Source organism: Sulfuricaulis limicola (genome assembly GCF_002355735.1).
GTDB lineage: Bacteria > Pseudomonadota > Gammaproteobacteria > Acidiferrobacterales > Sulfurifustaceae > Sulfuricaulis > Sulfuricaulis limicola.
Window position 1 is genome coordinate 667,429 of the sequence record NZ_AP014879.1, and the last position, 22,871, is coordinate 690,299.

Below are 22,871 nucleotides of genomic sequence, written 5' to 3' on the forward strand. Positions count from 1 at the left end.
CCGCCATTCCTCCGCCGTCGCGCGCACCCGTTGATGATTGGCGCGGCCGGCAGTATTGTGACAGTCACGCAACCACCGGGGTGGCCGGTCGGTTTTTTCAGGAGAGGGTGATGGACGCGCCGAAAATCCAGACGGCTATTCCACAGCGACGCTACCAGTTCGGCGAGTACACCGGGGTGGTGCTCGGCGATATCGAGAGCAGTGATGACGTGAAGTACCGGTACATCCTGGCGCTCGTGCGCGAGGGCGAAAGCCGGCCGTCGTTTTACGTGACGGCGGAAAAAAATCCGCGCCGCCGCGCGCAGGAAGGATCCCATCGTCTGCGTGTGATCACACAGGGTCTGGACGAGGAAATCGCCAGCTCGGATGCGTGGGCCGAGCTCGATGTCTTCTGCGCCGAAGCCTTTGCCGTGGCGGCCAAGGTGCTGGGTTTGTCGGACGAACAGCCGGTGATGATTTCCTGACTAAGAACCCATAACAGAAACAAAATCAGCCACAGAGCGCACAGAGATCACGGAGTAAAAACAGTTTCTTTCCCTGTGCTCTGTGTGTTCTGTGATCTCTGTGGCAAACCTAATTAGAGTAAATTCGCGTTTATCTGCGGGAGGCGGTCTAGTGATGGTGGCCGCCTTCGCCGTGCACGTGGCCGTGCTCGATTTCCTCTTTCGTGGCGGTCCGGACCTCGGTAATCTCAACATCGAAGTGCAGGGTTTTCCCGGCCAGCGGATGGTTGGCGTCGAGCACTGCGCCGGTTTCCGTCAGATTGACGATGACGAAGGTGATGGGACCGTTCGGCCCGTCGGCCGAGACGCGCGCGCCGACTTCGAGCTTCATGTCGGGCGGAAAGTGTTCGCGCGGGGCCTCGAAGATGGCCTCCGGATTTTTCTCGCCATAGGCTTCCGCCGGCGCCACGGTGACTTTGGATTTGAAGCCGGCGGCGGCACCTTCCAGCGCCTTTTCCAGGCCCGGAATAATGTTGCTGTGGCCGTGCAGGTAGTTGAGCGGTTCACCGCCGCGGCTCGAGTCGAGTACCGCGCCGCTGTCGTCGGTCAGGGTGTAATGCATGGACACAACCGTACCCTGGGCTGCCTTCATTGTGGAATCCTCATGGAGATTGGGTGGGAATAGCCCGCCACTATATCGCAGTTTGGGCCCGTCACCCAAGCAGGACCGGTAACACCCATCGCGCGGGGGGATTTTTCCGGGCACCGGCGCGACAGCCTTTCCGGACCGGCTTATACTGCCACGTGTATTTTCGTTGGCGTGATCTGGAATGAATGCAGGCAATCCCGCGTGAAAAAGGTCTTGTGGCTTCAAAAATTATTTTAAGACAGCTTTTGTTTTGGCATGATCAAACATCTGAGCATTGACGTCCCCGGGCAGGGCCTGCATGAAATCACCGACCGTATTCAGGCGGCGGTGCATGAGGCTGGAATAAAAGAGGGCCTGTGCACGCTGTTCGTGCAGCACACTTCGGCGAGCCTGCTGATCCAGGAAAACGCCGATCCCGCGGTGCGGCGCGATCTGGAACACTGGTTCAACCGGCTGGTACCGGAAAACGACCCGCTTTATACCCACCAGAACGAAGGCCCGGACGACATGCCGGGACACATCAAGTCAGCGCTGACGGCGACGCACCTCTCCATCCCGGTCGCCGGCGGACGCCTCGCGCTCGGGACCTGGCAGGGGATTTACCTGTGGGAGCACCGGCGCAGCCGCGGCGCGCGCCGGATCGTGGTGCATCTGGGCGCGTGAACGTCCACCAAGCCATCGCGCCGTACGGTTCCTGGAAATCGCCGATCACGACGGAGCGTGTCGCCGGCAGCGCCGTCGGTCTGGGACAGATCATTCTCGACGGCTCCGACATCTATTGGAATGAAATGCGGCCGGCGGAAGGCGGGCGTCATGTCATTCAGCGCTGGCGCGACGGCGCCGTGGACGAAATTTTGCCCGCGCCCTTCAGCGCCCGCACGCGGGCGCACGAGTATGGCGGCGGGGCGTTCGTGGTGGATAATGGAACGCTGTATTTCAGCAACGACCGCGATCAGCTTTTGTACCGGCTCGCGCCGGACAGTTCACCACAAGCGATTACTTCAGGCGCAAACAGGCGCTATGCCGATGGTGTGATTGACCGCCAGCGTCGTCGTCTCCTTTGTGTCTGCGAAGACCATGGCACCGATGGCGAGCCGGTGAACACCATTGTCGCCATTGACCTGGAAGGCGGTCACGAACCGCATGTATTGCTGTCGGGACAGGATTTTTACGCCGCGCCGCGCCTGAGCCCGGATGGCCGGCAACTGGCATGGTTGTCCTGGAATCATCCGGACATGCCCTGGGACGGCACCGAACTGTGGCTCGCGGACATGGGGCCGGACGGCCTGCCGGCCAATCCGCGCCACGTCGCCGGCGGCCGCGAGGAATCGGTTTTTCAGCCGCAATTCGCGCCCGACGGTACGCTTTATTTCGTCTCCGACCGCAATAATTGGTGGAATCTTTATCGCCTGCGGGAAAACCGCATCGAGGCGCTCATGTCCATGGACGCGGAGTTCGGCCTGCCGCAGTGGATTTTCGGGATGTCCACCCATGCCTTCGACTCGACACAGCATTTGGTGTGTGCATTCAATCGCGGGGCAGCGTGGCAGCTTGCCATGCTCGACACCGACACGCTCAGGCTGGAAGAGATCGAAACGCCGTTCAGTGACATCAGCCATGTCGTCGCCGGTCATGGCAAAGCGGTTTTTGCCGGGGCCTCGCCCAATTTGCCGGCGTCCATCGTGCGTCTCGATCTGACGACGCACCGATATGAAATCCTGCGCGCTTCCACCAACGATGTTCCCGACGCCGGCTATCTGTCCGCGCCGCAGGCACTGGCGTATCCCACGAGCCGCGGTGACACGGCGCATGCCTGGTATTACCCGCCCGCGAACCGTGATTTCCGCGCACCCGGGGAAGAGAAGCCGCCGCTGCTGGTAATGAGCCACGGCGGTCCGACCTCAGCCGCCTCCCGGGCACTGAGCCTCAGAACGCAATACTGGACCAGCCGCGGGTTTGCCGTGCTCGATGTGAACTACCGCGGTTCGACGGGTTATGGACGCGCCTACCGGCACCAGCTGGACGGCCAATGGGGCGTGGCCGACGTGGAGGATTGCATCGCCGGGGCGCGCTGTCTTGTCGAGCATGGCCTGGCAGACGAGTATCGTCTCGCCATCCGTGGCGGCAGCGCCAGCGGATACACCACGCTGTGCGCCCTGACGTTTCACCGGCTGTTTCGCGCCGGCGCGGTCTACTACGGCGTGAGCGATCTCGAGGCGCTGGCGCGCGACACGCACAAGTTCGAGGCGCGTTATCTCGACCGTCTGGTTGGGCCGTATCCGGAAAGAAGTGACTTGTATCACGAGCGCTCGCCGATTCATCATGTGGATCGCCTGTCCTGTCCGGTGATCTTCTTTCAGGGGCTGGAAGACAAGGTCGTGCCGCCGGATCAGACGGAGAAAATGGTGAATGCCTTGCGCAAGCGGAACATCCCCGTGGCGTACGTGGCGTTTGAAGGCGAACAACACGGTTTTCGCCGTGCGGAAAACATTCAGCGCGCGCTCGAGGCGGAGTTCTGGTTTTATTCCCGGCTGTTCGGTTTCACGCCGGCCGATCCCATAGCGCCGGTAATGATCGAAAATTTCTGACCGAAACTACAAAAAATAAAATTAACCGCCAAGAACGCCAAGTTTTTGTTGATTGCGGCCCGGGGTGCAACAAAACTCGTTGCACCCGTTCGGCGGCACGAAGATTCACTGAACTTTCGTGAAAACCCCGCCTCACCCTTGGCGTCTTGGCGGTTCAAAACCATATTCATTTTGTTAGAGACACCCAGTCAATCCACCCGGCTGGTGACCAGCTGGTTTTCCGGGAAATTGTTATCGCGCAGATGTTTTTTCACCGACGCCAGGAAGGCCTCGGGTCCGGCGGCATAGATATCGAAGCCGCCGAGATCGGGATGATCCGTCGCGATCTGCCGGAGCGCCGGGGCTGATTCGGCCACGTCCGCGACCAGCGGCGTATAGTGGAAATTGTCCAGCGCGTCGGTCCATGAACGGCACAGGTTGTTGAGGTAATGGCCGCCATCGTCGCTGGCCCAGTACAGGTGCAGGGTTTCCGCCACGTCGCGCGCCATGGCGTGTTCGATCAGGCTCTTGATCGGGGCGAAGCCGGTGCCGTGGGCGAGAAAAATCAGGGAACGCGGTGATTCCTCGTTCAGCGTGAATTCCCCCTTGGGTCCGGCGAGCGCGACGATATCCCCGTTTTTCAGTTTCTTGAACACGTAATCGGCGAAGCGGTTGCCGGGGAGACGCCGCACGTGAAACTGGAGATTGCGGTCATCGCACGGACAGCTGGCCACGGGGTAATCCGCCTCGGCGCCGTTGGCGGTTTCGAGCGTCACCGCCTGGCCGGCGAGGAACTGCAGCCGCTTGGTGCGTGGTGTCTGCAAATGCAGCAGCGCCATGTCTTCGCCCAGCGACTCGATTTTCTTGACGCGCGTGGCGATCTGCTGTGCCGGGATGTCCTGCGCGCCGCCGATCCGGGGCGCCTCGATTTCCAGGTCGGTCACCGCCGTGTGGGAGCAGAGCAGCACGTAACCCTGGGCCTTTTCGGCATCGCTGAAGACATAGTCGGAATGGCGCATCGGCAGTGTTTTTCCGGAAACCACCCGGGCCTTGCACAGGCCGCAATTGCCGTTGCTGCATCCGTAACGCAGGGAAACGCCGGCGCGCAGCGCGGCATCCAGGATGGTGTCCGAGCCTTCCACGAAGAATTCGCGCTGGCCCGGAACGAGGCGGACATGGGCGGTCATGAGCCGGAGAAAACTTTCCTTGACGACGTAGGACTGAAGATAGTCGCTGGGCGACTGCTTCTCCAGTTCATGCCGTAGCCACAGCTTGAGCGGTCCCATGATGAGGCGGATATCCTTATCGCCCGACCGTTCGTACTCGCTGAATTTGTCATACAGCCAGTCGGTGATGGTCTTGTAGCGCTCCACCTGCGCCCGGGTCCGGGCCAGCTCCTTCCCCAGCCCGGAGAGGCGTTCCGCCAGTACTTCGGGCTCGGGCAGCAGGCGCTCGCGCACGCGGTGGGCAAAGGCCTCGTCCTTGATGTGCGTGAAACGTTCCAGTTCGCTGCTGTTGTCCAGCTGCGTGTCCGGATACACGCGCAAGAGGTCCTCGGGCCTGACCATGCCCTCGAAAGTCGGCAGTTCGCCTTTTTTGATTTTGTTCTGGAGAGCGCCGCGTGTGATACCCACGAGACGGGCGGCGCGCGTCAGGCTGAGCAGCAGCGCGCCATTATTTGACTGGTCTGACATGGTTCGATTCCACCAACGCGTCGGAGCCGTGTCGGTCGGAATAAGCTACCTGACTATCGCCAACGTGACAACACGCTGGCTCTGCTTGCTGTAATTGAATAACCGACTTGCGGGGACAAGCCATTGCCTGGCATTGCCCCCGCTTCGACGTCAGATAAGGAAAGATGAGTTGCGACTATCCGGCCAAAATGCGCCGAACGGGAGGGCTAGTAACCGCGTCGCCCGCCGCCACCGCCGCCACCACCACCGCGATTGCCCCAGCCGCCACCGCCGCCACCACCACCGCGATTCCCGAAACCGCCACGACCACCACCGCCACCACCACCGCCACCGCCGGGGCGATCCGTCTTGGGCCGGGCTTCATTCACGTTGAGCGCACGTCCCTTCAGGTCTTTCTGGTTCATGCCGTTGATCGCTGCCTGCGCCTCGGCCTTGGCCGGCATTTCCACGAAGCCGAAGCCGCGCGGTTCGCCGCTGAACTTGTCCTTGAGAATGGTGACCTTGCTGATCTGCCCGAAGGCGCTGAAGGCCTCGCGCAGATCCTCTTCCGTGACGTCACGCGACAGGTTTCCTACGAAGATATTCATGTCTTACTCCTGGATTGAAAGGGTGAGGCGTCGAGGACCGTGCTTCGCTTTCGGAAACAGTGGCAGTGAAAGTGCGCGGCCGGATAGGCGAATGATCGGGCGTGAACCAGCTCCTTGGTTTCAGCGTAAGGAAGGGTGGGTTTCAGTGACCCAGCTTCTTCGGCATCCACGACAGATCATACGCCGGAGTTTCTCCGGCGTCCAAGCACCTGAAGCACGTCAGCCGATCTTTGGCCTGCCGGCGCCGGCTAGCCCCAGGTCTTGGCGCCGCGACCGGCACCACCTGAACCGTGACGCTGGCCTTGGCCGTGCCGCGGATGATTTGCGCCGTTTTTTCCCTTGAAATGGCGCGGCGCGCCGTCCGGGCGACGTGGCTGGTGGCTGGACGGACCACCGCGACGGTGACCCGAGGGGGCCTGTTGTCGCGGGCGGATGGTCGGCTCCAGCCCGGGAACGACATGGGCCGGAATCGACTGGCGGGTGTAACGCTCGATGTCGCGCAGCTGCTGGAAATTGTCCGGCGCGGCGAACGAGATGGCGATGCCCTTGGCGCCCGCACGGCCGGTGCGGCCGATGCGGTGCACGTAATCCTCGGCGCTCTTCGGGAGATCGAAGTTGATGACATGCGTGATGCCGGAAACATCGATACCGCGCGCGGCCACGTCGGTCGCCACCAGCAGGCGCACCGTGCCGGAACGCAGGTTGGTGATCGCACGGTTGCGCTGGTTCTGGTTCATGTCGCCGTGCAGCGCCGCCGCCGGGTGTCCCTTGGCGTGCAGGGTCTTGGCCAGACGGTCCGCGCCGCGCTTGGTGGCGGTGAACACGATGGCCTTGTCCATGTTGATGTCGTCCAGCAGGTGCGTGAGCAAACGATGCTTGTGCGCGCCGTCGTCGACGTGATGCAGGCGTTGCTCGATGTTCTCGTGGCGTTCCTGCTGCGTTGCGATCTGGATGCGTTTGGGATTTTTCAGCAGGCGGCTCGCCAGCTTGGCGATGTTGCCTTCGAGTGTCGCGGAAAACAGCAGCGTCTGGCGCGTGGCCGGCGTGGCGGCCGCGATCTCCTCCACCGCGTGGATGAAACCCATGTCGAGCATGCGGTCGGCTTCGTCCAGCACCAGCACTTCCAGGCGCGAGTAGTCGATGCGTCCGCGTTCCATGTGGTCCAGCAGCCGTCCGGGCGTCGCCACCAGGATATCCAGCGGCTGGGACAACAGCCGCATCTGCGGCGGGTAGGGCATGCCGCCGACGACGCTGCCAATGCGAAAGCGCATGTGCTTGCCGTACTTGATGGCCGCCGCCGTTACCTGATTGGCGAGCTCGCGCGTCGGTGTCAGCACCAGCACGCGCGGGCCGCGCGAATTTTTCGTTGACGGCGTGCCCAGCCGGTGCAGGGACGGCAGCACGAAGGCCGCGGTCTTGCCGGTGCCAGTCTGGGCCGAGGCCATGAGGTCATGGCCTTCGAGCGCCTGCGGGATCGCCTGCGCCTGGATCGGGGTGGGAACGGTATAGCCGCTCTCGCTGATGGCCTTGAGGATGGACGGATGTAACGTCAGTTTTTCAAAAGTCACGATATTTCCTTGAATGAGATAAAAGGCGCGTGCAGATAAGCGCAACCGATTACCTGCATCAGGCAACGGTGGTGACAAACTGCTGGCGCGAACACATCGTCGCCAACCGTTTGATTACTGAAATTCCAGGGAAACTGAAACCAGAAGGTGGGTCAGAGAGCGATGAACTTGGGCAGGATCAGACTTACTAAAACCGTCGGGATCACTCAGCCGGCGCGAACCATACAGGAATACCCGGAGAAAAGCCAGCCCGCATTCGCAGGCATGGTGCGGCGCGTCATTCCTTGACCAGCGGAACCCTCAGCAAATGCAGACCGATCATCAACACCAGGCCGATCAGGCTCAGGCCATACACCGCTAGGTCGGAATCGAAGAACAGGGCGGCGATCATGACGGCTGCGCCCGGCAGGGTGGCCTTGAGCCAGTCCGGGAAGCTGACCTTGACGGACTTTTGACAGGCCTGGCAGGGGACGGGAGCGCCCGGGCCCAGAAAGGCTTTGCGCAGAGAGGTGATTGCGGGTTTTCCGCAATGAGGACACTGATACATCTTGCTATACCCCGTGTCGCAGCGTTGACGCTTTAGTAATTGATTGAGCCCTCTGATTAGCTCATCCCGGGCGAGTGAGCTTGATCAGCAGGCCGGAATACAATATCCACCGGAAACACAAAAGGCAAACTCGCCCGGCGGGAAGCGGCATTGAAAGCCCATCACACACGGACATGGCCAAACAGCATTGCCGAGGCACGGGCGATCCAGGAATCGCTGCGTGGCAAGGTGGTGGCGCGCGATCGGCTCGGCAAAATCGGCACGGTCGCGGGGATTGACGTGGGTTTCGAAAACCACGGTACCGTCACGCGCGCGGCCGTGGTGGTGCTCGACTTCCCCGGCCTGGCGCCGGTGGAGCAGGCCGTCGCCCGCCGGGCGACGCGCTTTCCCTATGTGCCCGGTTACCTGTCGTTTCGCGAGGCACCGGCGGTGTTGGCGGCAATGAAGAAGCTGCGCACCCGGCCGGACCTGCTGCTGTGCGACGGGCAGGGGCTGGCCCACCCGCGGCGCTTCGGGCTGGCCTGTCATCTCGGTCTGTTGCTGGATATTCCCAGTATCGGCGTGGCCAAGTCGCGACTGATCGGAACGCATGGTGATGTGCCGGATGAAAAGGGTGGCTGGGCGGCGCTCGAAGACAAAGGTGAAATCATTGGCGCGGTGCTGCGCACGCGCGCGGGCGTGAAGCCGGTTTATGTTTCCACCGGGCACCGGATCAGCCTTGCCACTGCCATCGACTATGTCCTGCGTTGCACGACGCGCTACCGCCTGCCGGAAACCACGCGGCACGCGCATCGGCTGGCTTCCGCCGTCTGACGGGCGGGCGTTGTTTCTTTTTTTGACCCGCGTCAACGATTTGCCGGAGTATTGCGTTACATGATGTCGGCATGAAGCCTGAATCGCCTGTAGACGGAGTATTCATTTCCCGGACCCTGACCATGAAAAAAATATATTGGCATCGGAACCATCGGATTGGCGTTCTGGCCTTAACGGTATTCTGCGGCGTAATGTCGCCGCTGCCGGCGGCAACCGCTGCCGAAACCAGCGTCACCTTGGGCGCGGAATACACGTCTGGTGATTACGGTACTTCCAGCGACACCAGCATGTGGTACTTCCCGGCCACGCTCCGGTATGAGACCGACCGTTACATGCTGGCACTGACCGTTCCTTATGTCGTCGTCGAGGGTACCGGCAATGTCGTGGCGGGTGGCGGCATGGGTGGAATGCGTACCGCGACGACAAACCTGACGAGCCGGACCGAATCCGGGCTGGGTGATATTGAACTGTCGGGCTCGCATGTGATCGCGCAGGATGCCGGCTGGCGCCTGGGTGTGGGCGGGTTGATCAAGTTCGGTACCGCCGATGAACAGGACAACCTGAGTACGGGTGAAGACGATGTGGCCGTTCAGCTCGAAGCCGAAAACACCTCAGGCAACAACACGCTTTTCGGCACCGCCGGTTACAAGATTCTCGGTGATCCGCCGGGAATCGATTACGACAATGTCTTTTACGGATCGGTGGGCCTGTCCTACCGGCTCGATACCAGCCGCAGCATGGGCGCGGAATGGTATGCGCAGGAGGCACCGCTGGCCGGTGTGGAAGGAAAGTCGGAATTGACGCTGTTTCTGAGCGGCAAACAAGGACCGAAAACCCGGCTCACGGGATATCTCATCGCGGGCTTTGCCGACGGCAGCCCTGACTGGGGCGCGGGCATCACGCTCAAGCTGAGCCAGTAGCGATACGGATTATCTTCTTCTCTCCTGTTCCCGCTTCTGCTCGAACGCGATCAGCCGGGCGAGATCGGCGATCTGTTCCGCGAACAGGTCGATCAGGTCGTCCACCGTCAGGATGCCGGCCAGCACGCCGTCGTCGTCGATGACGGGCAGGCGCCGGATGCCCCGGGCGCGCATCATCTTGAGCGTTTCCAGCAGATCGTCGCCTTCGCGCGCCGTCACCAGCTGGTCGCTCATGATGTCGCCGACGGTAATTTCCCTCATGTCCACGCCCGCGGCGATGACTTCGATCACGAGGTCGCGATCCGTGATGATGCCGACGGGAACGCGTTTACCGGATTTTTCCTGTACCACCACCAGACCGCCGACGTGATGTTCGCGCATCAGCCGCGCGGCTTCCGCAACCGAGGTGTCGGGTTCGACAAAGACAACCTCGCGGTTACAGATTTTTCCGACGAGCATGGTTGCCTCCTTGATTTAAAATTATTCTAGAACCACAGCGCCATGTCTTCTTGATCTGTGTCAATGTATCGGTGTTTTGTTTCTGCCAGAGTGCGCGCGTTATTGCCTCAGTAGGGCAATCCGCCGCCCGGCGTCTCCGCACGGTCATCACTTCTCCCTGGTGGCCTGATTTTGGGCGGCGGAATTTTTTTTGCCTGTGTTTTTCCCTCTATTTCGCGGGCTTTCCTGCCTCCACGATCCGGTTTTGCGGAATGCCTCGCAGGCAGTAAAGTTAGACTCATTCCTGGCGCCAAGGGGAGGCCATGTTCAATCTGTTCGTGGATTCGCTGATTATCCTGCTCGTGGTGGTTGATCCGGTGGCCGTCGCTCCGCTGTTTGCGGCGCTGACGCATGGTGAGTCCGCCGCCACCAAACGCCGCATCGCCATCCGCGGCACGTCCATCGCAGCGGGAATCCTGGTGGTATTCGCGCTGGCCGGCGGCACGCTGCTGGACGCGCTCGGCATCGGGATGCCGGCGTTCCAGATCGCGGGCGGGGCGCTGCTGTTTTTGCTCGCGGTTGACATGGTGTTCGCCCGCCATTCGGGGCTGCGTTCCACCACCGAACGCGAACAGCGCGAGGCGGAAACGAAAAAGGACATTTCGGTTTTCCCCCTGGCGATCCCGCTCATCGCCGGTCCGGGCGCGCTGACGTCGGTGCTGCTCATGGTCGGCGAGCAGGGTGACGATCCCTTCGTCATCGGAACGGTGCTGGCGGTGATTCTGCTGGTGCTGCTGGTCACGCTGGTCTCGCTGCTGGCCTCGGCGCGCATCATGGCCTTCATGGGCGAGACCGGTGCCAACGTCGTCAGCCGCGTGCTCGGCGTGGTGCTGGCGGCACTGGCGGTTCAGTTCGTGCTGAACGGCTGGCAGGAGGGCTTCATGCTGATCGAGGAAAACGCGTCGCAGATGCTGACGGTCTGAAGGCGGCGCGATCAGGTGGCGGCGTTGGCAACGGGGAGATAATTGACCGGATTGATGCCGTACAGGCCCGGTTCGATTACGCGGTCAATCTCGCACGGCCTGCCATCGCGTGTCTTGTAGTCCATGAGGTCCACGGTCGTTGATCCCGGGACCGGGTGGTAATCGGGTTGCAGCACCAGTGCCACCCGCGGTTTCAGGCGGCGCACGCGGTTCATGGTCACGACCACGCCGATCTCGCCGGTGTTGAGTTCCACCACGCTACCGATGGGATAAATTCCCATGCACTGGATGAACTGCTCCACCATGCCGGGGTGGAAGTCGCGGTGGCGCCACTCGTACATCTTTTTCAGCGCGGCATGCGCCGACATGCCGGTGTGATAGGCGCGGTCGCTGGAGATGGCGTCGTAGCAGTCCACGATGCCGCCGATCATGCCGAACATGCCGATCTCGTCGCCTTTCAGGCCGCCGCTGTAGCCGCTGCCGCTGTAGCGCTCGTGATGGCAGCGCGCCACCTCGATGGCCGGGCGCGGGATGCCGGAGGATTTCTCGAGGATTTCCACGCCGCGCGGCACGTGGCTTTGCATCAGCGTGTACTCATATTCATTGAGCGCGCCAGGCTTGTTCAGGATTTCGTTCGGTACCTTCATTTTTCCGATGTCGTGCAGCAGCGCACCGATGCCAAGCAGGTTCAGTTCATGCCGGTCGAGCCCGAGGTGGCGCCCGAAGGACAGGGCCAGGATGCAGACGCGCATGCTGTGCTGCGCGGTATATTCGTCCTTCTTTTTCAGCTGCGCGAAGCTGGTGAGCGCGTCCGGATTGCGGATGACGCTTTCCACCATCTCGCCGACCATCTTTTTGGCGGTCAGACTGTTGATGTTCTTGCCGAGGCGGACGTCTTCCAGCAGGGTGTAGACCAGCGCCCGGGCTTCGCGATACAGCTCGCTGGCGACCTCGATTTCCTCTTCCAGGCTGGTTTGATCGTGATAGACCGGCTTGAGCAGCGGGTGGCTGGAGACCTTGATCAGCAGGTCGCGCTCGACATGCTTGTGCTGCAGCAGTTCCTCGGTGACGGCCCGTTCCGCCGGGGTGCGCGGGGCCGGTTTCTGGTAGGCCTCGGGGATGTCGATGTAGACGTGCCGGCAGAAGCGCTGCAGCTCGCGGATTTCGTCCTCGCTGCTTATTTCGAATCCCTGGAAAAGGAAAGAGGTTTCACGCCAGGGACGGTCCAGTTCCCGGACATACATCCCGATCCTGAGCTGCTGTACGTCGAGTTTCGTTTTAGTCATTTTGGCAACCCGCCGGCTCCCTGCGTTTTCGTCGTTCGGTGCGAAACCGCTGCCACAGCTATATAGACAGTAATTGTAGGACAGAATATTCCGTTCCCCCAAGGAAGACACCCGTCCATTCCGGGTTTTCGCCGGCAGCGGACAGAAACGGGAGAAACTGCCACAATGGGCCTGTCCCTACACTCCATGGAGGAATTCGAGTTATGAGCGAGCATACCTATAAAGTGGTGGAACTGGTGGGTTCGTCCACCCAGGGCACGGACAAGGCCATCCAGAACGCCATCGCCCGCGCCGCCAAGACCCTGCGGAATCTGGACTGGTTCGAGGTGGTCGAGACCCGGGGCCACCTGGCCGACGGCAAGATTGCGCACTGGCAGGTCAAGATCAAGGTCGGGTTCCGCATGGAGGCGTAGCGCCCGGCCCCCCCGTGAGCGGCGCCACCGGATATGGCGGTTAAGCGGAGCGATATGTTGCGTTTATGTACCGCGGCCAACCTGCCGGAGGCCTATCTGCTCCTGCACCGGCTGGCGCATGCCGGCATCGAGGCGCGCGTGCTCAACGAGCACGCGCAAGGCGGTCTTGGGGAAATCCCCTTCACTCACGCTTATCCGGAGATCTGGATCATGGAACCGGAGCAGGAGGCGCGGGCGCGCGAAATTTTCGCCGAGTTCGAGCGCCCGCCCGCATCCTCGGCCCCGATGCGGTGCGCGGGCTGCGGCGAAACCAATCCGCCGGGGTTTGAAATCTGCTGGCAGTGCGGCAAACCTCTGGGTCGTGATTCGTGAGATGTAAATCGTGATCCGTGAATCGTAAACCAAACACGATTTACGACTTACGATTCACGGTTTACGGATCACGGCTCACAGCTCACAGGCGTGTGCTCAGGTCGGCCTCGGCCTGCACCTTGGAACGCAGCAGGTACTCGGAGATATGCACCCAAGGCGTGCGTTTTTCCGAGATGACGTCGGATATCCTGCGCGAGAATCGCCCATAGCTCAGCGTCCCGTCCTGCATCACGATCGCGGCGGTATGCTCGAGAAAGGGGATCAGACCTTCGATCATTTTCAGCTTCTCGCGCTTGCTGCGGATGTCCTTGTCCTCCTCCTTGGCCTCGAAATACGCCTCCGAATTGTCGAACATGGTTTCGATGGCCTTGTTGAGGTTGTTGCAGTCGAGGCTGAGCATCCCGTAGGAATGCTGATACAGCCTGAACAACTCCAGCACGATGTCCTTGAGGTGCAGCAGGCGCGGGTGCGCGCGCAGGGCCCGGGAGAACAGGGTGAACACGTCGTCGTACTCGACCTTGGGCCTTGGTTTTTTGTTCTTCGGCGTGACCGAATACGATGAAACCGTCATCGAGATACTGTTGGAATCTTCGCTCTTTTCCCGCATCGAGGGGTTCTTGGCCATCTGGCACATGGCCCGGATATCTTCGAGCTGCTCCAGGATTTCCTCGGCCTTGTTGTGGGCGTCGCGCTGGGCGAACTGGAGGTTGCTCTCGGCCTCGCTGTAGTCGAAGGAGCTGACGACGTTCCGCCGGATGCGGTTTTCGACCTCGCTGCCGGCCTTGGAGCCGAGCACGCCGGAAAGACGCTGCTTCAGGCGCTCGCGCGCGTCCATGGCGATGCGGTAGATGCTGGCGTAACGCGCCTCGGTCTCGCGCAACTCGACGTACTGGCGCATGTTGTCGTCAAAGGACCCCATTTTCTGCAACAGCGCCTGCGAGAACGACAGGAACGGACCGGCGAAGGCGGCGTTTTCCTCGGCGCTCAGGGTCATCGTGGCCAGGGCCTGCTTGTAGGCGACGACCCTGGCGTCCACCGTCTGCACGCCGCGGGTGATGCCGGACAGGACGCTGGAGATGCTGGCGAACGACTGATGAATCTGCTTGGTCGTTTTGAGGATGTCGATCAGCTTGCGCAGCATGGTCTCTTCGCCGCTGGTGTGCAGGAACAGCGCCTGCAGGCTGTTCTTGGCATCCTCCAGCTGGTCCGGCCGCAGCAGCGCGTGTTCCTCGATGAAGGCCAGCGCCGTCATCGAGACGAGCGCCTCGCGGTACTGTGGTTCGGCCGGTTTGTCTTCGAGTCTCATGGTGGCGCGGCGAGTACGGCATTCCTGGAATGGCACAGCCAGACAGGGTGATTGAAAAGTGCGGACTGGCTTTGTCCAGGCGCTTCATTATAAATTATAGAGCACTTACGCGGGGTTACCGGCTGTCCGGAATAACGAAGCAGATGGCTGGCACCGGCGATCACGGGGATTGAACTTGCGCGGCGCCGACCCCATCTAACAGCCGGAAATGGTTTAACTGACTGGAGAATCCAAATCTTATGAAGCGCATATTGCTGTTCGTGGGGACCAACATCGCCGTCCTGCTGGTGCTCAGCATCACGGCCAGTATCCTGATTCGCGCGCTGGGCATCGAGGAGATGCCGGGCGGACTGAATCTGCAGTCACTCATCGTCTTCGCCGCGGTGCTCGGTTTCGGCGGCTCGTTCATCTCGCTCGCCATGTCCAAATGGATGGCCAAGCGCGCCACCGGCGCCATGGTCATCGAGCAGCCGCGCAACGCCACCGAGCAGTGGCTGTTCGAGACGGTGCGGCGCCAGGCCAAGCAGGCCGGCATCGGCATGCCGGAAGTGGCGGTTTACGACGCCCCGGACATCAATGCCTTCGCCACCGGCATGAAGCGGGACGCGGCGCTGGTCGCGGTCAGCACCGGCCTGTTGCAGTCCATGGACAAGGACGAGGCCGAGGCAGTGCTGGGCCATGAAATCACGCACGTCGCCAACGGCGACATGGTGACGCTGGCGCTGATCCAGGGCGTGGTCAACACCTTCGTGATCGTGCTGTCGCGCGTGGTCGGTTATTTCGTCGACCGCGTGCTGCTCAAGAACGAGCGCGGTTATGGCATAGGCTTTTATGTCAGCACCATGGTGGCGCAAGTTGTGCTCGGCATCCTGGCGAGCATGATCGTCATGTGGTTCAGCCGCCAGCGCGAATTCCGCGCCGACCGCGGCGGCGCCAAACTGGCCGGCCGCGAGAAGATGATCGCCGCGCTCGAACGCCTCAAGGCGGCGCACGAACCGGCGCAACTGCCCGACCAGATGGCTGCCTTCGGCATTTCCGGCGGACGGGAAGGCGGCTGGAAGCATCTGTTCATGTCGCACCCGCCGCTGGACGAGCGCATCGCCGCCCTGCAACAGGCGCGCTGAGCGTGACATATTGGTGAACCGGAACCCGCTGCGTGAAAACGCAGCGGGTTTTTCGTTTTCAGGCGAGAATGCAGCCGGCCGACAGCAACTAATATTCAAAAGCGCGGTCGCAATACCGACATCATGGGGCCCCCATGACTTCCGGGAGAACAGGCATGGTCATCATCCGCAAACCTGCTGACATCAAGCCGAGCGAAATCACGCCAAAAGAAATTTATCTGAATCGCCGGCGGTTCCTGCGCGAGGCGGCCGCGGTGGCCGCCGCCGGGGCCAGTGCCGCGTTGCTGCCATGCGTGACGCAGGCCGGGCAAAAAATTCCCAATGCACGCAAAAGTCCGCTTTCCACCGGCGAGAAGCCGACTTCCGTCCAGGACATCACCAGTTACAACAATTTTTACGAGTTCGGCACGGACAAGAAAGATCCGGCACGCAACGCGCAGAATTTCCGCACCTTTCCCTGGAGCGTCGCCATCGAGGGCGAGGTGAAAAAACCCGCGGTGTACCCGTTCGAGGATTTTCTCAAGCATTTCCCGTTGGAAGAGCGCATCTACCGCCTGCGCTGCGTCGAGGCCTGGTCCATGGTGGTGCCGTGGGTGGGGTTTCCGCTGCGCGACCTGATCCGCCGGCTCGAGCCGACTTCGCGCGCGAAGTACGTCGAATTCACCACGCTACACGATCCGGAACAGATGCCCGGCCAGAAGCCGGGCCTGTTCGGCGCCGGTCTCGACTGGCCGTATGTCGAAGGACTGCGCCTCGACGAGGCCATGCATCCGCTTACGATCCTGGCGGTGGGGCTGTACGGCGAAATGCTGCCAAATCAGAACGGCGCCCCGATCCGGCTGGTGGTGCCGTGGAAATATGGTTTCAAGAGCATCAAGTCTATCGTAAAAATCCGCTTCGTGGAGAAACAGCCACTGACGACCTGGATGAAGGCCGGCCCGAGCGAGTACGGTTTTTATTCGAACGTGAATCCGACCGTGGACCACCCGCGCTGGAGCCAGGCCGCCGAGCGGCGCATCGGCGAGGATTCGCTGTTCTCGCCGAAGCGCAAGACGCTCATGTTCAACGGTTACGCTGAGCAGGTGGCGAGTCTCTACACCGGCATGGATCTGAAGAAATTTTTCTAAATAATTTTCACCGCCAGGGCGCCAGGCACGCCAGGAAAATCGTGTTCGACCGAAACCAGCAAATCCGTTGGGTTATCAAGCCGGCGATTTTTATGCTCGCGTTGATACCGTTGGCAATTCTGATTTATCGCGCCCTGACCAACGATCTCGGCGCCAATCCCATCGAAACTATCAACCGCTACACCGGCGATTGGGTGCTGCGCTTTCTCATGCTCACGCTGGCCGTCACGCCGTTGCGGCGCCTGACCGGCTGGAACGGGCTGTTGCGTTACCGGCGCATGCTGGGACTGTTCGCCTTTTTTTACGCCTGCCTGCATTTCCTGTCTTACGCCTGGCTCGACCAGTATTTCGTGCTTGCGGATATCATTAAAGACGTAATCAAGCGGCCGTATATCACGGTCGGGTTCGCCAGTTTCCTGATGCTGATTCCGCTGGCTCTGACTTCCACGAACGCCATGATCCGGCGCCTGGGCGCGAAACGCTGGCAGCAACTGCATAGACTGGTCTATCTCATCGGCATCGGCGGCGTGGTGCACTTTCTGTGGCTGGTGAAATCCGACATCCGTGAACCGCTGGTTTACGGTGTCGTGCTGGCCCTGTTGCTCGGGTTCCGGCTGTGGGACAGGAGGCGCCGGACGCCTGATGTGATCCCTTCCGGCGCCGTTCGCTGAATTCCCTCCAGACGCGGGCTTTCAGAAACGAGCGTTTGAGTCGGACCGGCCGCGGGCAGGCTTGCCAGTCCCAGGGCAAAGTGAAATGATTTGCCTTGATAAAAAAATTATCTGATAACCGATGGATATCGATCTTCTCAGGACCTTCCTTGAGGTCTATCGCACCCGTCACTTTGGCCGGACCGCGGAAAATCTCTACCTGACCCAGTCGGCGGTGAGTGCCCGTATTCGCCTGCTCGAAGAGACGCTCGGCGCGCCGCTGTTCACTCGCGCGCGCAACGACATCCAGCTGACGCCGGCCGGCACGCGCATGCTGAAATACGCCGAGGCCATCATCAATGCCTGGAACCGCGCGCGCCAGGACGCGGCGCTCGGCGAGGAAGACAAGGTTTCGCTCGCCATCGGCGCGTCCTACAGCCTGTGGGATATTCTGCTCCAGGACTGGATGCACCGGTTGTACGGCACGATGCCGCGCGTGTCCTTGCAGGCCGAAGCGCATGGCCCGGAATTGCTCATTCGCAAGCTGCTCGACCGCGCCCTCGACGTGGCTTTCATGTTCGAGCCGCCGCAGATGGCGGAGCTCGAGGCGCGCGAGGTGGCGTCAATCAAATTGATCATGGTGGCGGATCGCCCGAGTCTGACGGCGCGCGAGGCCGTAGGTAGCGGTTACATCATGACCGAGTGGGGCACGTCATTCGCCATCACGCATGCCCGGCACTTTCCCGACATGCCGCCGCCCGCGGTGCGCATGGGGCCGGGACGCATGGCGTTGGCGTTCCTGTTGCATCACGGCGGTGCCACGTATCTGGCGGAGCAGATGGTCAGCGAGCATCTCGCCTCGGGACGCCTGCAGCGCGTGGATGACGCCCCGGTCATCGACCGTCAGGTGCATGTCGTTTACCCGCTCGCGAGCGAGCGCAAGCCGCTGCTGGAGCAGGCGCTGAGCCTGATGGCGCCGCGTCAAGCGGCCACGGCGGCGACCCACGCGGCCGAGCCGGCGCTTTAAGCCGGTCGCCGCGAACCTGTCCCGCCTTTCATCCGAGGAATTCAAATTGCAACAACCGCTGTTACATGGAACCACGATTTTATCGGTGCGTCGCAACGGGCACGTGGTCATCGGCGGCGATGGCCAGGTGACCATGGGCAACACCGTCATGAAGGCCAATGCGCGCAAGGTGCGCCGCCTGTACAAGGACCAGGTCATCGCCGGCTTTGCCGGCGGCACCGCCGATGCCTTCACGTTGTTTGAGCGCTTCGAGGGCAAGCTGGAAAAACACCAGGGACAGCTGACGCGCGCCGCCGTGGAGCTGGCCAAGGACTGGCGCACCGACCGCCTCCTGCGCCGTCTCGAGGCGCTGCTGGCGGTGGCGGACAAGACCGCCTCGCTCGTGATCACCGGTCAGGGCGACGTCATTGAGCCAGAGAACGGGCTCATCGCCATCGGCTCCGGTGGGCCGTATGCGCAGGCCGCGGCGCGCGCCCTGATGGAAAACACGGAACTCGATGCGCGCGCCATCGTCGAGCAGGCCTTGAATATTGCCGCCGACATCTGCATTTATACCAATCGCAACCTCACCATTGAAGAGCTTCAGGGTTGACCATGTCGGAAATGACCCCGCGGGAAATCGTCCAGGAACTGGACAAACACATCGTCGGCCAGGCGGCCGCCAAACGCGCCGTGGCCATCGCGCTGCGCAACCGCTGGCGCCGGGCGCAGGTGGCGGATGAGGCCCTGCGTGCCGAGATCACGCCAAAAAATATTTTGATGATCGGTCCGACCGGCGTCGGCAAGACCGAGATCGCGCGCCGGCTGGCCCGCCTCGCCAACGCGCCCTTCATCAAGGTCGAGGCCACCAAATTCACCGAAGTCGGCTATGTCGGACGCGACGTGGATTCGATTATCCGCGACCTCATGGATATGGCGGTCAAGCTGACGCGCGTGGAGGAAATGGCCCGGGTTCGCACCCGCGCCGAAGACGCCGCCGAGGACCGGATTCTGGATATTCTGGTGCCGCCGGCGCGTGAAGTGGGCTTCGCGGTGGGCGATACCTCGCGCCCGAGCGACGGCGCGGCGCGCCAGATGTTTCGCAAGAAATTGCGCGAGGGATCGATGGACGATCAGGAGATCGAAGTCGAGCTGTCGGCGCCGGCCATGGGCGTGGAGATCATCACCCCGCCCGGCATGGAGGAAATGACCAGCCAGTTGCAGGGCTTGTTCCAGAACATGGGCGGTCGCCGTGCACGCCCGCGCAAGATCAAAATACGCGAAGCCCGGAAACTGCTGGCTGAGGAAGAAGCGTCCAAACTCGTCAACGAAGACGACATCAAGAGCCGGGCCTTGCAGCGCGTGGAGCAGCACGGCATCGTGTTCATCGACGAGATCGACAAGATTGTCGGCCGTAATGAAGGGCGCGGCCCCGATGTCTCGCGCGAAGGCGTGCAGCGCGATCTGCTGCCGCTGGTGGAAGGCTGCACGGTCTCGACCAAATACGGCATGGTCAAGACCGACCATATTCTTTTCATCGCCTCGGGCGCATTTCATCTTTCCAAACCCTCGGACCTCATACCAGAAATGCAGGGCCGCCTGCCGATCCGGGTCGAGCTCGATCCGCTGAACGCCGATGACTTCGAACGCATCCTGACCGAACCGGATGCCTCACTGACCGAGCAGTACAGCGCCCTGCTGGCGACCGAGGGTCACAAGCTCGAATACACGCCCGATGGCGTGCGCCGCATCGCCGAGGTGGCGTGGCAGGTGAACGAACGCACCGAAAACATCGGCGCGCGCCGCCTGCACACCGTCATGGAGCGCCTGCTCGAAACGATTTCCTTCGAGGCCGCCGACCGCGGCAATGAAACGACCGTGGTGGATGCCGCCTACGTTGACCGGCACCTGGGCAGCCTGGTCGGCAACGAAGACCTCGCGCGCTATATCCTCTGACGGCCGCCCCGGCGGTTTTCGATTTTCCTGATTTTCCGCGATTTTTTTCGCGCTTGAAATTTCCCCTGTCGTCCCCATTAAGAAAATCGCGATACGGCAGAATGAACCTGAGGATTACGAGGCAGGTTCAACGAATGCCGTAAATCCGATTATTCAACTGATTGAGCTGGAGGTGTTTTTTATGACGCGACTGATGCGACGTGAAGACCGGACCCCGCTGACCCGCTGGGGCTTGTGGGACAACGATATCGACCGGATGTTTCAGGGCTTCCTGAGCCCGATGCGCTGGGTGGAAGAGGCGCGCGGCGAAGACCTGTTTCCGGCCATGGACGTGAAGGAACGCGATGACGCCTATGTCATCGTCGCCGACGTTCCGGGCGCGAAGAAAGAGGACATCGACGTAACGCTGGAAAACGGCATTCTCACCATTACCGCCGAGACCAAGAGCGAGAAGGAAGAGAAGGAAGGCGAACGCGTGCTGCGCAAGGAACGCCGTTACGGCAAATATGTCCGCAGCCTGCGGCTCGGCACGCAGATCGACGAGAAGGGCGTGAAGGCCAACTACAAGGACGGGGTGCTGGAACTGACCCTGCCCAAGGCCGAGGAAGTGAAGCCCAAGAAGATTACAGTGGACGTAGCATAATCTGTCATTACCGGGAAGGATTCCCGGAACCAGAAAGGCCGCGCAAGCGGCCTTTCTTTTTTGGTCTTTTGTTCCGGCATGCTGACTTTAACGTGAATATGCGCTAACTTTTCGATCAGAATGACGATTCACCCTCCAGCTCCCCCTCTCCCGCGCCAGCGGGAGAGGGATGGGGAGAGGGTGATAAACCAAAACTCCAACCTGCTCCTCCTCTCCCGCCGTGGCGGGAGAAGGTAAGGGGAGAGGGTACAGAAACAAAGGCACTTGCAGCAAAAGGAACAACAATGCCGCTCACCCCCCAATCCGCCGCCGATCGCGCGCGCATCCTGACCGAGGCGCTGCCGTACATCCAGCGTTTCCAGGGCAAGACCATCGTCATCAAGTACGGCGGCAACGCCATGGTGGACGACAACCTCAAGCGCGGTTTCGCGCGTGACGTGGTGCTGATGAAGCTGGTCGGCATGAACCCGGTGGTGGTGCATGGCGGCGGGCCGCAGATCGGCAAGCTGCTGGAGAAAATCGGCAAGAAGAGCGAATTCATCCAGGGCATGCGCGTCACCGACCGCGAGACCATGGACGTGGTCGAGATGGTCCTCGGCGGCCTGGTCAACAAGGAGATCGTCAATCTCATCAGCCAGCATGGCGGCAAGGCCGTGGGCCTTTCCGGCAAGGACGGCGGGCTGATCCGCGCCAAGAAAATGGTGCTGCAAAAGGCGCCCGACAAGGCCAACCTCCCGAGCGAGATCATCGACATCGGCCACGTGGGCGAGGTCAGCAGCATTGACCCGCGGCTGGTGGCGCTGCTCGACACCGGCGATTTCATCCCGGTGATCGCGCCCATCGGCGTGGGCGAGGACGGCCAGACCTACAACATCAATGCCGACGTGGTGGCCGGCAAGCTCGCCATCACGCTCAAGGCCGAGAAACTCATGCTGCTTACCAACACCACCGGCGTGCTGGACAAGGAAGGCAAGCTGCTCACCGGTTTGTCCATCACGCAAGTCCGGGACCTGATCGCCGATGGCACCATCCACGGCGGCATGCTGCCCAAGGTCAATTACGCGCTCGACGCCGTCAGCAGCGGCGTCAAGACCGCGCACATCATCGACGGGCGCGTGGAGCACGCGGTGTTGCTGGAAGTGTTTACCAACGAAGGTGTCGGTACGTTGATCAAGTCCTGATCGCCATGGCCCGACCGCGCCGCGGCGAACGCCGCCAGACCATTCTCGAGACGCTGGCGCACATGCTCGAGAAAAACCAGGGCGAGCACATCACCACGGCCCAGCTCGCGCGCGCCGTCGGCGTTTCCGAGGCCGCGCTGTACCGCCATTTCGCCAGCAAGGCCAAGATGTTCGAGGGCTTGCTGGAATTCATCGAAGAGACGCTGTTCACCCGCATCAACAAAATCCTCGCGGAAGAATCCCGCGCTGAGGCGCGGGTGCAGAGCATCCTGTTCCTGCTGCTCGGTTTCGCCGACAAGAACCCCGGCATGGCGCGCCTGCTGTACGGCGACGTGCTGGTGGGCGAGACCGAGCGCCTGCGCCAACGCGTGGTGCAGATTTACGAACGCATTGAAACCCAGTTGAAGCAGATTCTGCGCGAGGCGGAAGCTGGCGAGAATTTGCGCGTGCCTGTTGCCGACACCGCGGCGTTGTTGCTGGCGGTGGTCGAAGGGTCGATCACAAGATATGTGCGCAGCGAATTTCAGTCTTCTCCCGTAGCCGGGTGGGAGAGGCAGTGGGATTTATTGCGGAAGGGTGTTTTTGGTTGAGGTGTCAT

Annotated in this window: 25 protein-coding genes; 17 read left to right on the forward strand and 8 right to left on the reverse strand. The window is 61.5% G+C overall.

The window, feature by feature from the left end:
* The first annotated feature begins 110 nt into the window (after positions 1-110).
* A complete protein-coding gene (locus SCL_RS03325) occupies positions 111-464 on the forward strand; it encodes a hypothetical protein (protein WP_096359909.1) in 354 nt (117 codons plus the stop codon).
* 148 nt (positions 465-612) lie between these two features.
* On the opposite strand, the gene SCL_RS03330 is transcribed toward SCL_RS03325, so the two are convergent.
* The gene (locus SCL_RS03330) at positions 613-1,095 is read right to left on the reverse strand and encodes an FKBP-type peptidyl-prolyl cis-trans isomerase (protein ID WP_096359910.1); all 483 of its coding nucleotides are present in this window, start codon (positions 1,093-1,095) and stop codon (positions 613-615) included.
* 252 nt (positions 1,096-1,347) lie between these two features.
* Here SCL_RS03330 and SCL_RS03335 point away from each other — a divergent pair, with 252 nt between their 5' ends.
* Positions 1,348-1,755, forward strand: a complete 408-nt coding sequence (locus SCL_RS03335) for a secondary thiamine-phosphate synthase enzyme YjbQ (protein ID WP_096359911.1) — start codon at positions 1,348-1,350, stop codon at positions 1,753-1,755.
* A complete protein-coding gene (locus SCL_RS03340) occupies positions 1,752-3,680 on the forward strand; it encodes a S9 family peptidase (RefSeq protein ID WP_096359912.1) in 1,929 nt (642 codons plus the stop codon). Before SCL_RS03335 ends, SCL_RS03340 begins: the two co-directional genes overlap by 4 nt.
* A gap of 188 nt (positions 3,681-3,868) precedes the next feature.
* Here the strand turns inward: SCL_RS03340 and SCL_RS03345 are convergent, their stop codons facing one another.
* From SCL_RS03345 to SCL_RS03360, 4 genes are all read right to left on the reverse strand, one after another.
* Positions 3,869-5,353, reverse strand: coding sequence for a 2Fe-2S iron-sulfur cluster-binding protein (locus SCL_RS03345; RefSeq protein WP_096359913.1), 1,485 nt, complete (start codon positions 5,351-5,353; stop codon positions 3,869-3,871).
* 206 nt (positions 5,354-5,559) lie between these two features.
* Positions 5,560-5,940 (reverse strand): RNA recognition motif domain-containing protein, encoded by a 381-nt coding sequence (locus SCL_RS03350; protein ID WP_096359914.1) that lies wholly within the window; start codon positions 5,938-5,940, stop codon positions 5,560-5,562.
* Positions 5,941-6,188: 248 nt separating this feature from the next.
* Complete coding sequence (locus SCL_RS03355; protein ID WP_096361817.1) at positions 6,189-7,508, reverse strand: DEAD/DEAH box helicase; 1,320 nt, start codon at positions 7,506-7,508, stop codon at positions 6,189-6,191.
* 277 nt (positions 7,509-7,785) lie between these two features.
* A complete protein-coding gene (locus SCL_RS03360; protein WP_096359915.1) occupies positions 7,786-8,055 on the reverse strand; it encodes a hypothetical protein in 270 nt (89 codons plus the stop codon).
* Between the two features lie 150 nt (positions 8,056-8,205).
* On the opposite strand from SCL_RS03360, the gene nfi reads away from it, so the two are divergent.
* Positions 8,206-8,868: a deoxyribonuclease V gene (gene nfi, locus SCL_RS03365; protein ID WP_096359916.1), complete on the forward strand. Its 663-nt coding sequence runs from the start codon at positions 8,206-8,208 to the stop codon at positions 8,866-8,868.
* A 191-nt stretch (positions 8,869-9,059) separates the two neighbouring features.
* Positions 9,060-9,788, forward strand: coding sequence for a hypothetical protein (locus SCL_RS03370; protein ID WP_096359917.1), 729 nt, complete (start codon positions 9,060-9,062; stop codon positions 9,786-9,788).
* A gap of 9 nt (positions 9,789-9,797) precedes the next feature.
* Here SCL_RS03370 and SCL_RS03375 read toward each other — a convergent pair whose 3' ends face one another.
* Positions 9,798-10,247 (reverse strand): CBS domain-containing protein, encoded by a 450-nt coding sequence (locus tag SCL_RS03375; RefSeq protein ID WP_096359918.1) that lies wholly within the window; start codon positions 10,245-10,247, stop codon positions 9,798-9,800.
* Between the two features lie 302 nt (positions 10,248-10,549).
* Here SCL_RS03375 and SCL_RS03380 point away from each other — a divergent pair, with 302 nt between their 5' ends.
* Positions 10,550-11,209: a MarC family protein gene (locus tag SCL_RS03380; RefSeq protein WP_096359919.1), complete on the forward strand. Its 660-nt coding sequence runs from the start codon at positions 10,550-10,552 to the stop codon at positions 11,207-11,209.
* A gap of 11 nt (positions 11,210-11,220) precedes the next feature.
* On the opposite strand, the gene SCL_RS03385 is transcribed toward SCL_RS03380, so the two are convergent.
* Positions 11,221-12,495 carry an HD-GYP domain-containing protein gene (locus tag SCL_RS03385; RefSeq protein ID WP_096359920.1) on the reverse strand — a complete coding sequence of 425 codons (1,275 nt, stop codon included), beginning with the start codon at positions 12,493-12,495 and terminating at the stop codon, positions 11,221-11,223.
* 203 nt (positions 12,496-12,698) lie between these two features.
* On the opposite strand from SCL_RS03385, the gene SCL_RS03390 reads away from it, so the two are divergent.
* Positions 12,699-12,908, forward strand: coding sequence for a dodecin (locus tag SCL_RS03390; protein ID WP_096359921.1), 210 nt, complete (start codon positions 12,699-12,701; stop codon positions 12,906-12,908).
* Positions 12,909-12,962: 54 nt separating this feature from the next.
* The gene (locus tag SCL_RS03395) at positions 12,963-13,280 is read left to right on the forward strand and encodes a putative signal transducing protein (protein ID WP_096359922.1); all 318 of its coding nucleotides are present in this window, start codon (positions 12,963-12,965) and stop codon (positions 13,278-13,280) included.
* Positions 13,281-13,362: 82 nt separating this feature from the next.
* Here SCL_RS03395 and SCL_RS03400 read toward each other — a convergent pair whose 3' ends face one another.
* Entirely contained in the window at positions 13,363-14,586 is a 1,224-nt protein-coding gene (locus SCL_RS03400) for a hypothetical protein (protein WP_096359923.1), read from the reverse strand.
* A gap of 239 nt (positions 14,587-14,825) precedes the next feature.
* Between SCL_RS03400 and htpX the strand changes: the two genes are divergently transcribed.
* The 9 genes from htpX (at position 14,826) to slmA (ending at position 22,863) form a co-directional block, all read left to right on the forward strand.
* A complete protein-coding gene (gene htpX, locus SCL_RS03405) occupies positions 14,826-15,710 on the forward strand; it encodes a protease HtpX (RefSeq protein ID WP_096359924.1) in 885 nt (294 codons plus the stop codon).
* Between the two features lie 164 nt (positions 15,711-15,874).
* A complete protein-coding gene (msrP, locus tag SCL_RS03410) occupies positions 15,875-16,837 on the forward strand; it encodes a protein-methionine-sulfoxide reductase catalytic subunit MsrP (RefSeq protein ID WP_096361818.1) in 963 nt (320 codons plus the stop codon).
* Positions 16,838-16,929: 92 nt separating this feature from the next.
* Positions 16,930-17,508, forward strand: coding sequence for a protein-methionine-sulfoxide reductase heme-binding subunit MsrQ (locus tag SCL_RS03415; protein ID WP_096361819.1), 579 nt, complete (start codon positions 16,930-16,932; stop codon positions 17,506-17,508).
* A gap of 121 nt (positions 17,509-17,629) precedes the next feature.
* Positions 17,630-18,514: a LysR family transcriptional regulator gene (locus SCL_RS03420; RefSeq protein ID WP_096359925.1), complete on the forward strand. Its 885-nt coding sequence runs from the start codon at positions 17,630-17,632 to the stop codon at positions 18,512-18,514.
* A 46-nt stretch (positions 18,515-18,560) separates the two neighbouring features.
* Positions 18,561-19,106 carry an ATP-dependent protease subunit HslV gene (gene hslV, locus SCL_RS03425; RefSeq protein WP_420823629.1) on the forward strand — a complete coding sequence of 182 codons (546 nt, stop codon included), beginning with the start codon at positions 18,561-18,563 and terminating at the stop codon, positions 19,104-19,106.
* 2 nt (positions 19,107-19,108) lie between these two features.
* Positions 19,109-20,449, forward strand: a complete 1,341-nt coding sequence (hslU, locus tag SCL_RS03430) for an ATP-dependent protease ATPase subunit HslU (protein WP_096359926.1) — start codon at positions 19,109-19,111, stop codon at positions 20,447-20,449.
* Positions 20,450-20,630: 181 nt separating this feature from the next.
* Positions 20,631-21,092 (forward strand): Hsp20/alpha crystallin family protein, encoded by a 462-nt coding sequence (locus SCL_RS03435; protein ID WP_197702696.1) that lies wholly within the window; start codon positions 20,631-20,633, stop codon positions 21,090-21,092.
* A gap of 284 nt (positions 21,093-21,376) precedes the next feature.
* A complete protein-coding gene (argB, locus tag SCL_RS03440) occupies positions 21,377-22,273 on the forward strand; it encodes an acetylglutamate kinase (protein ID WP_096359927.1) in 897 nt (298 codons plus the stop codon).
* Positions 22,274-22,278: 5 nt separating this feature from the next.
* A complete protein-coding gene (slmA, locus tag SCL_RS03445; RefSeq protein WP_096359928.1) occupies positions 22,279-22,863 on the forward strand; it encodes a nucleoid occlusion factor SlmA in 585 nt (194 codons plus the stop codon).
* Positions 22,864-22,871: the final 8 nt, after the last annotated feature.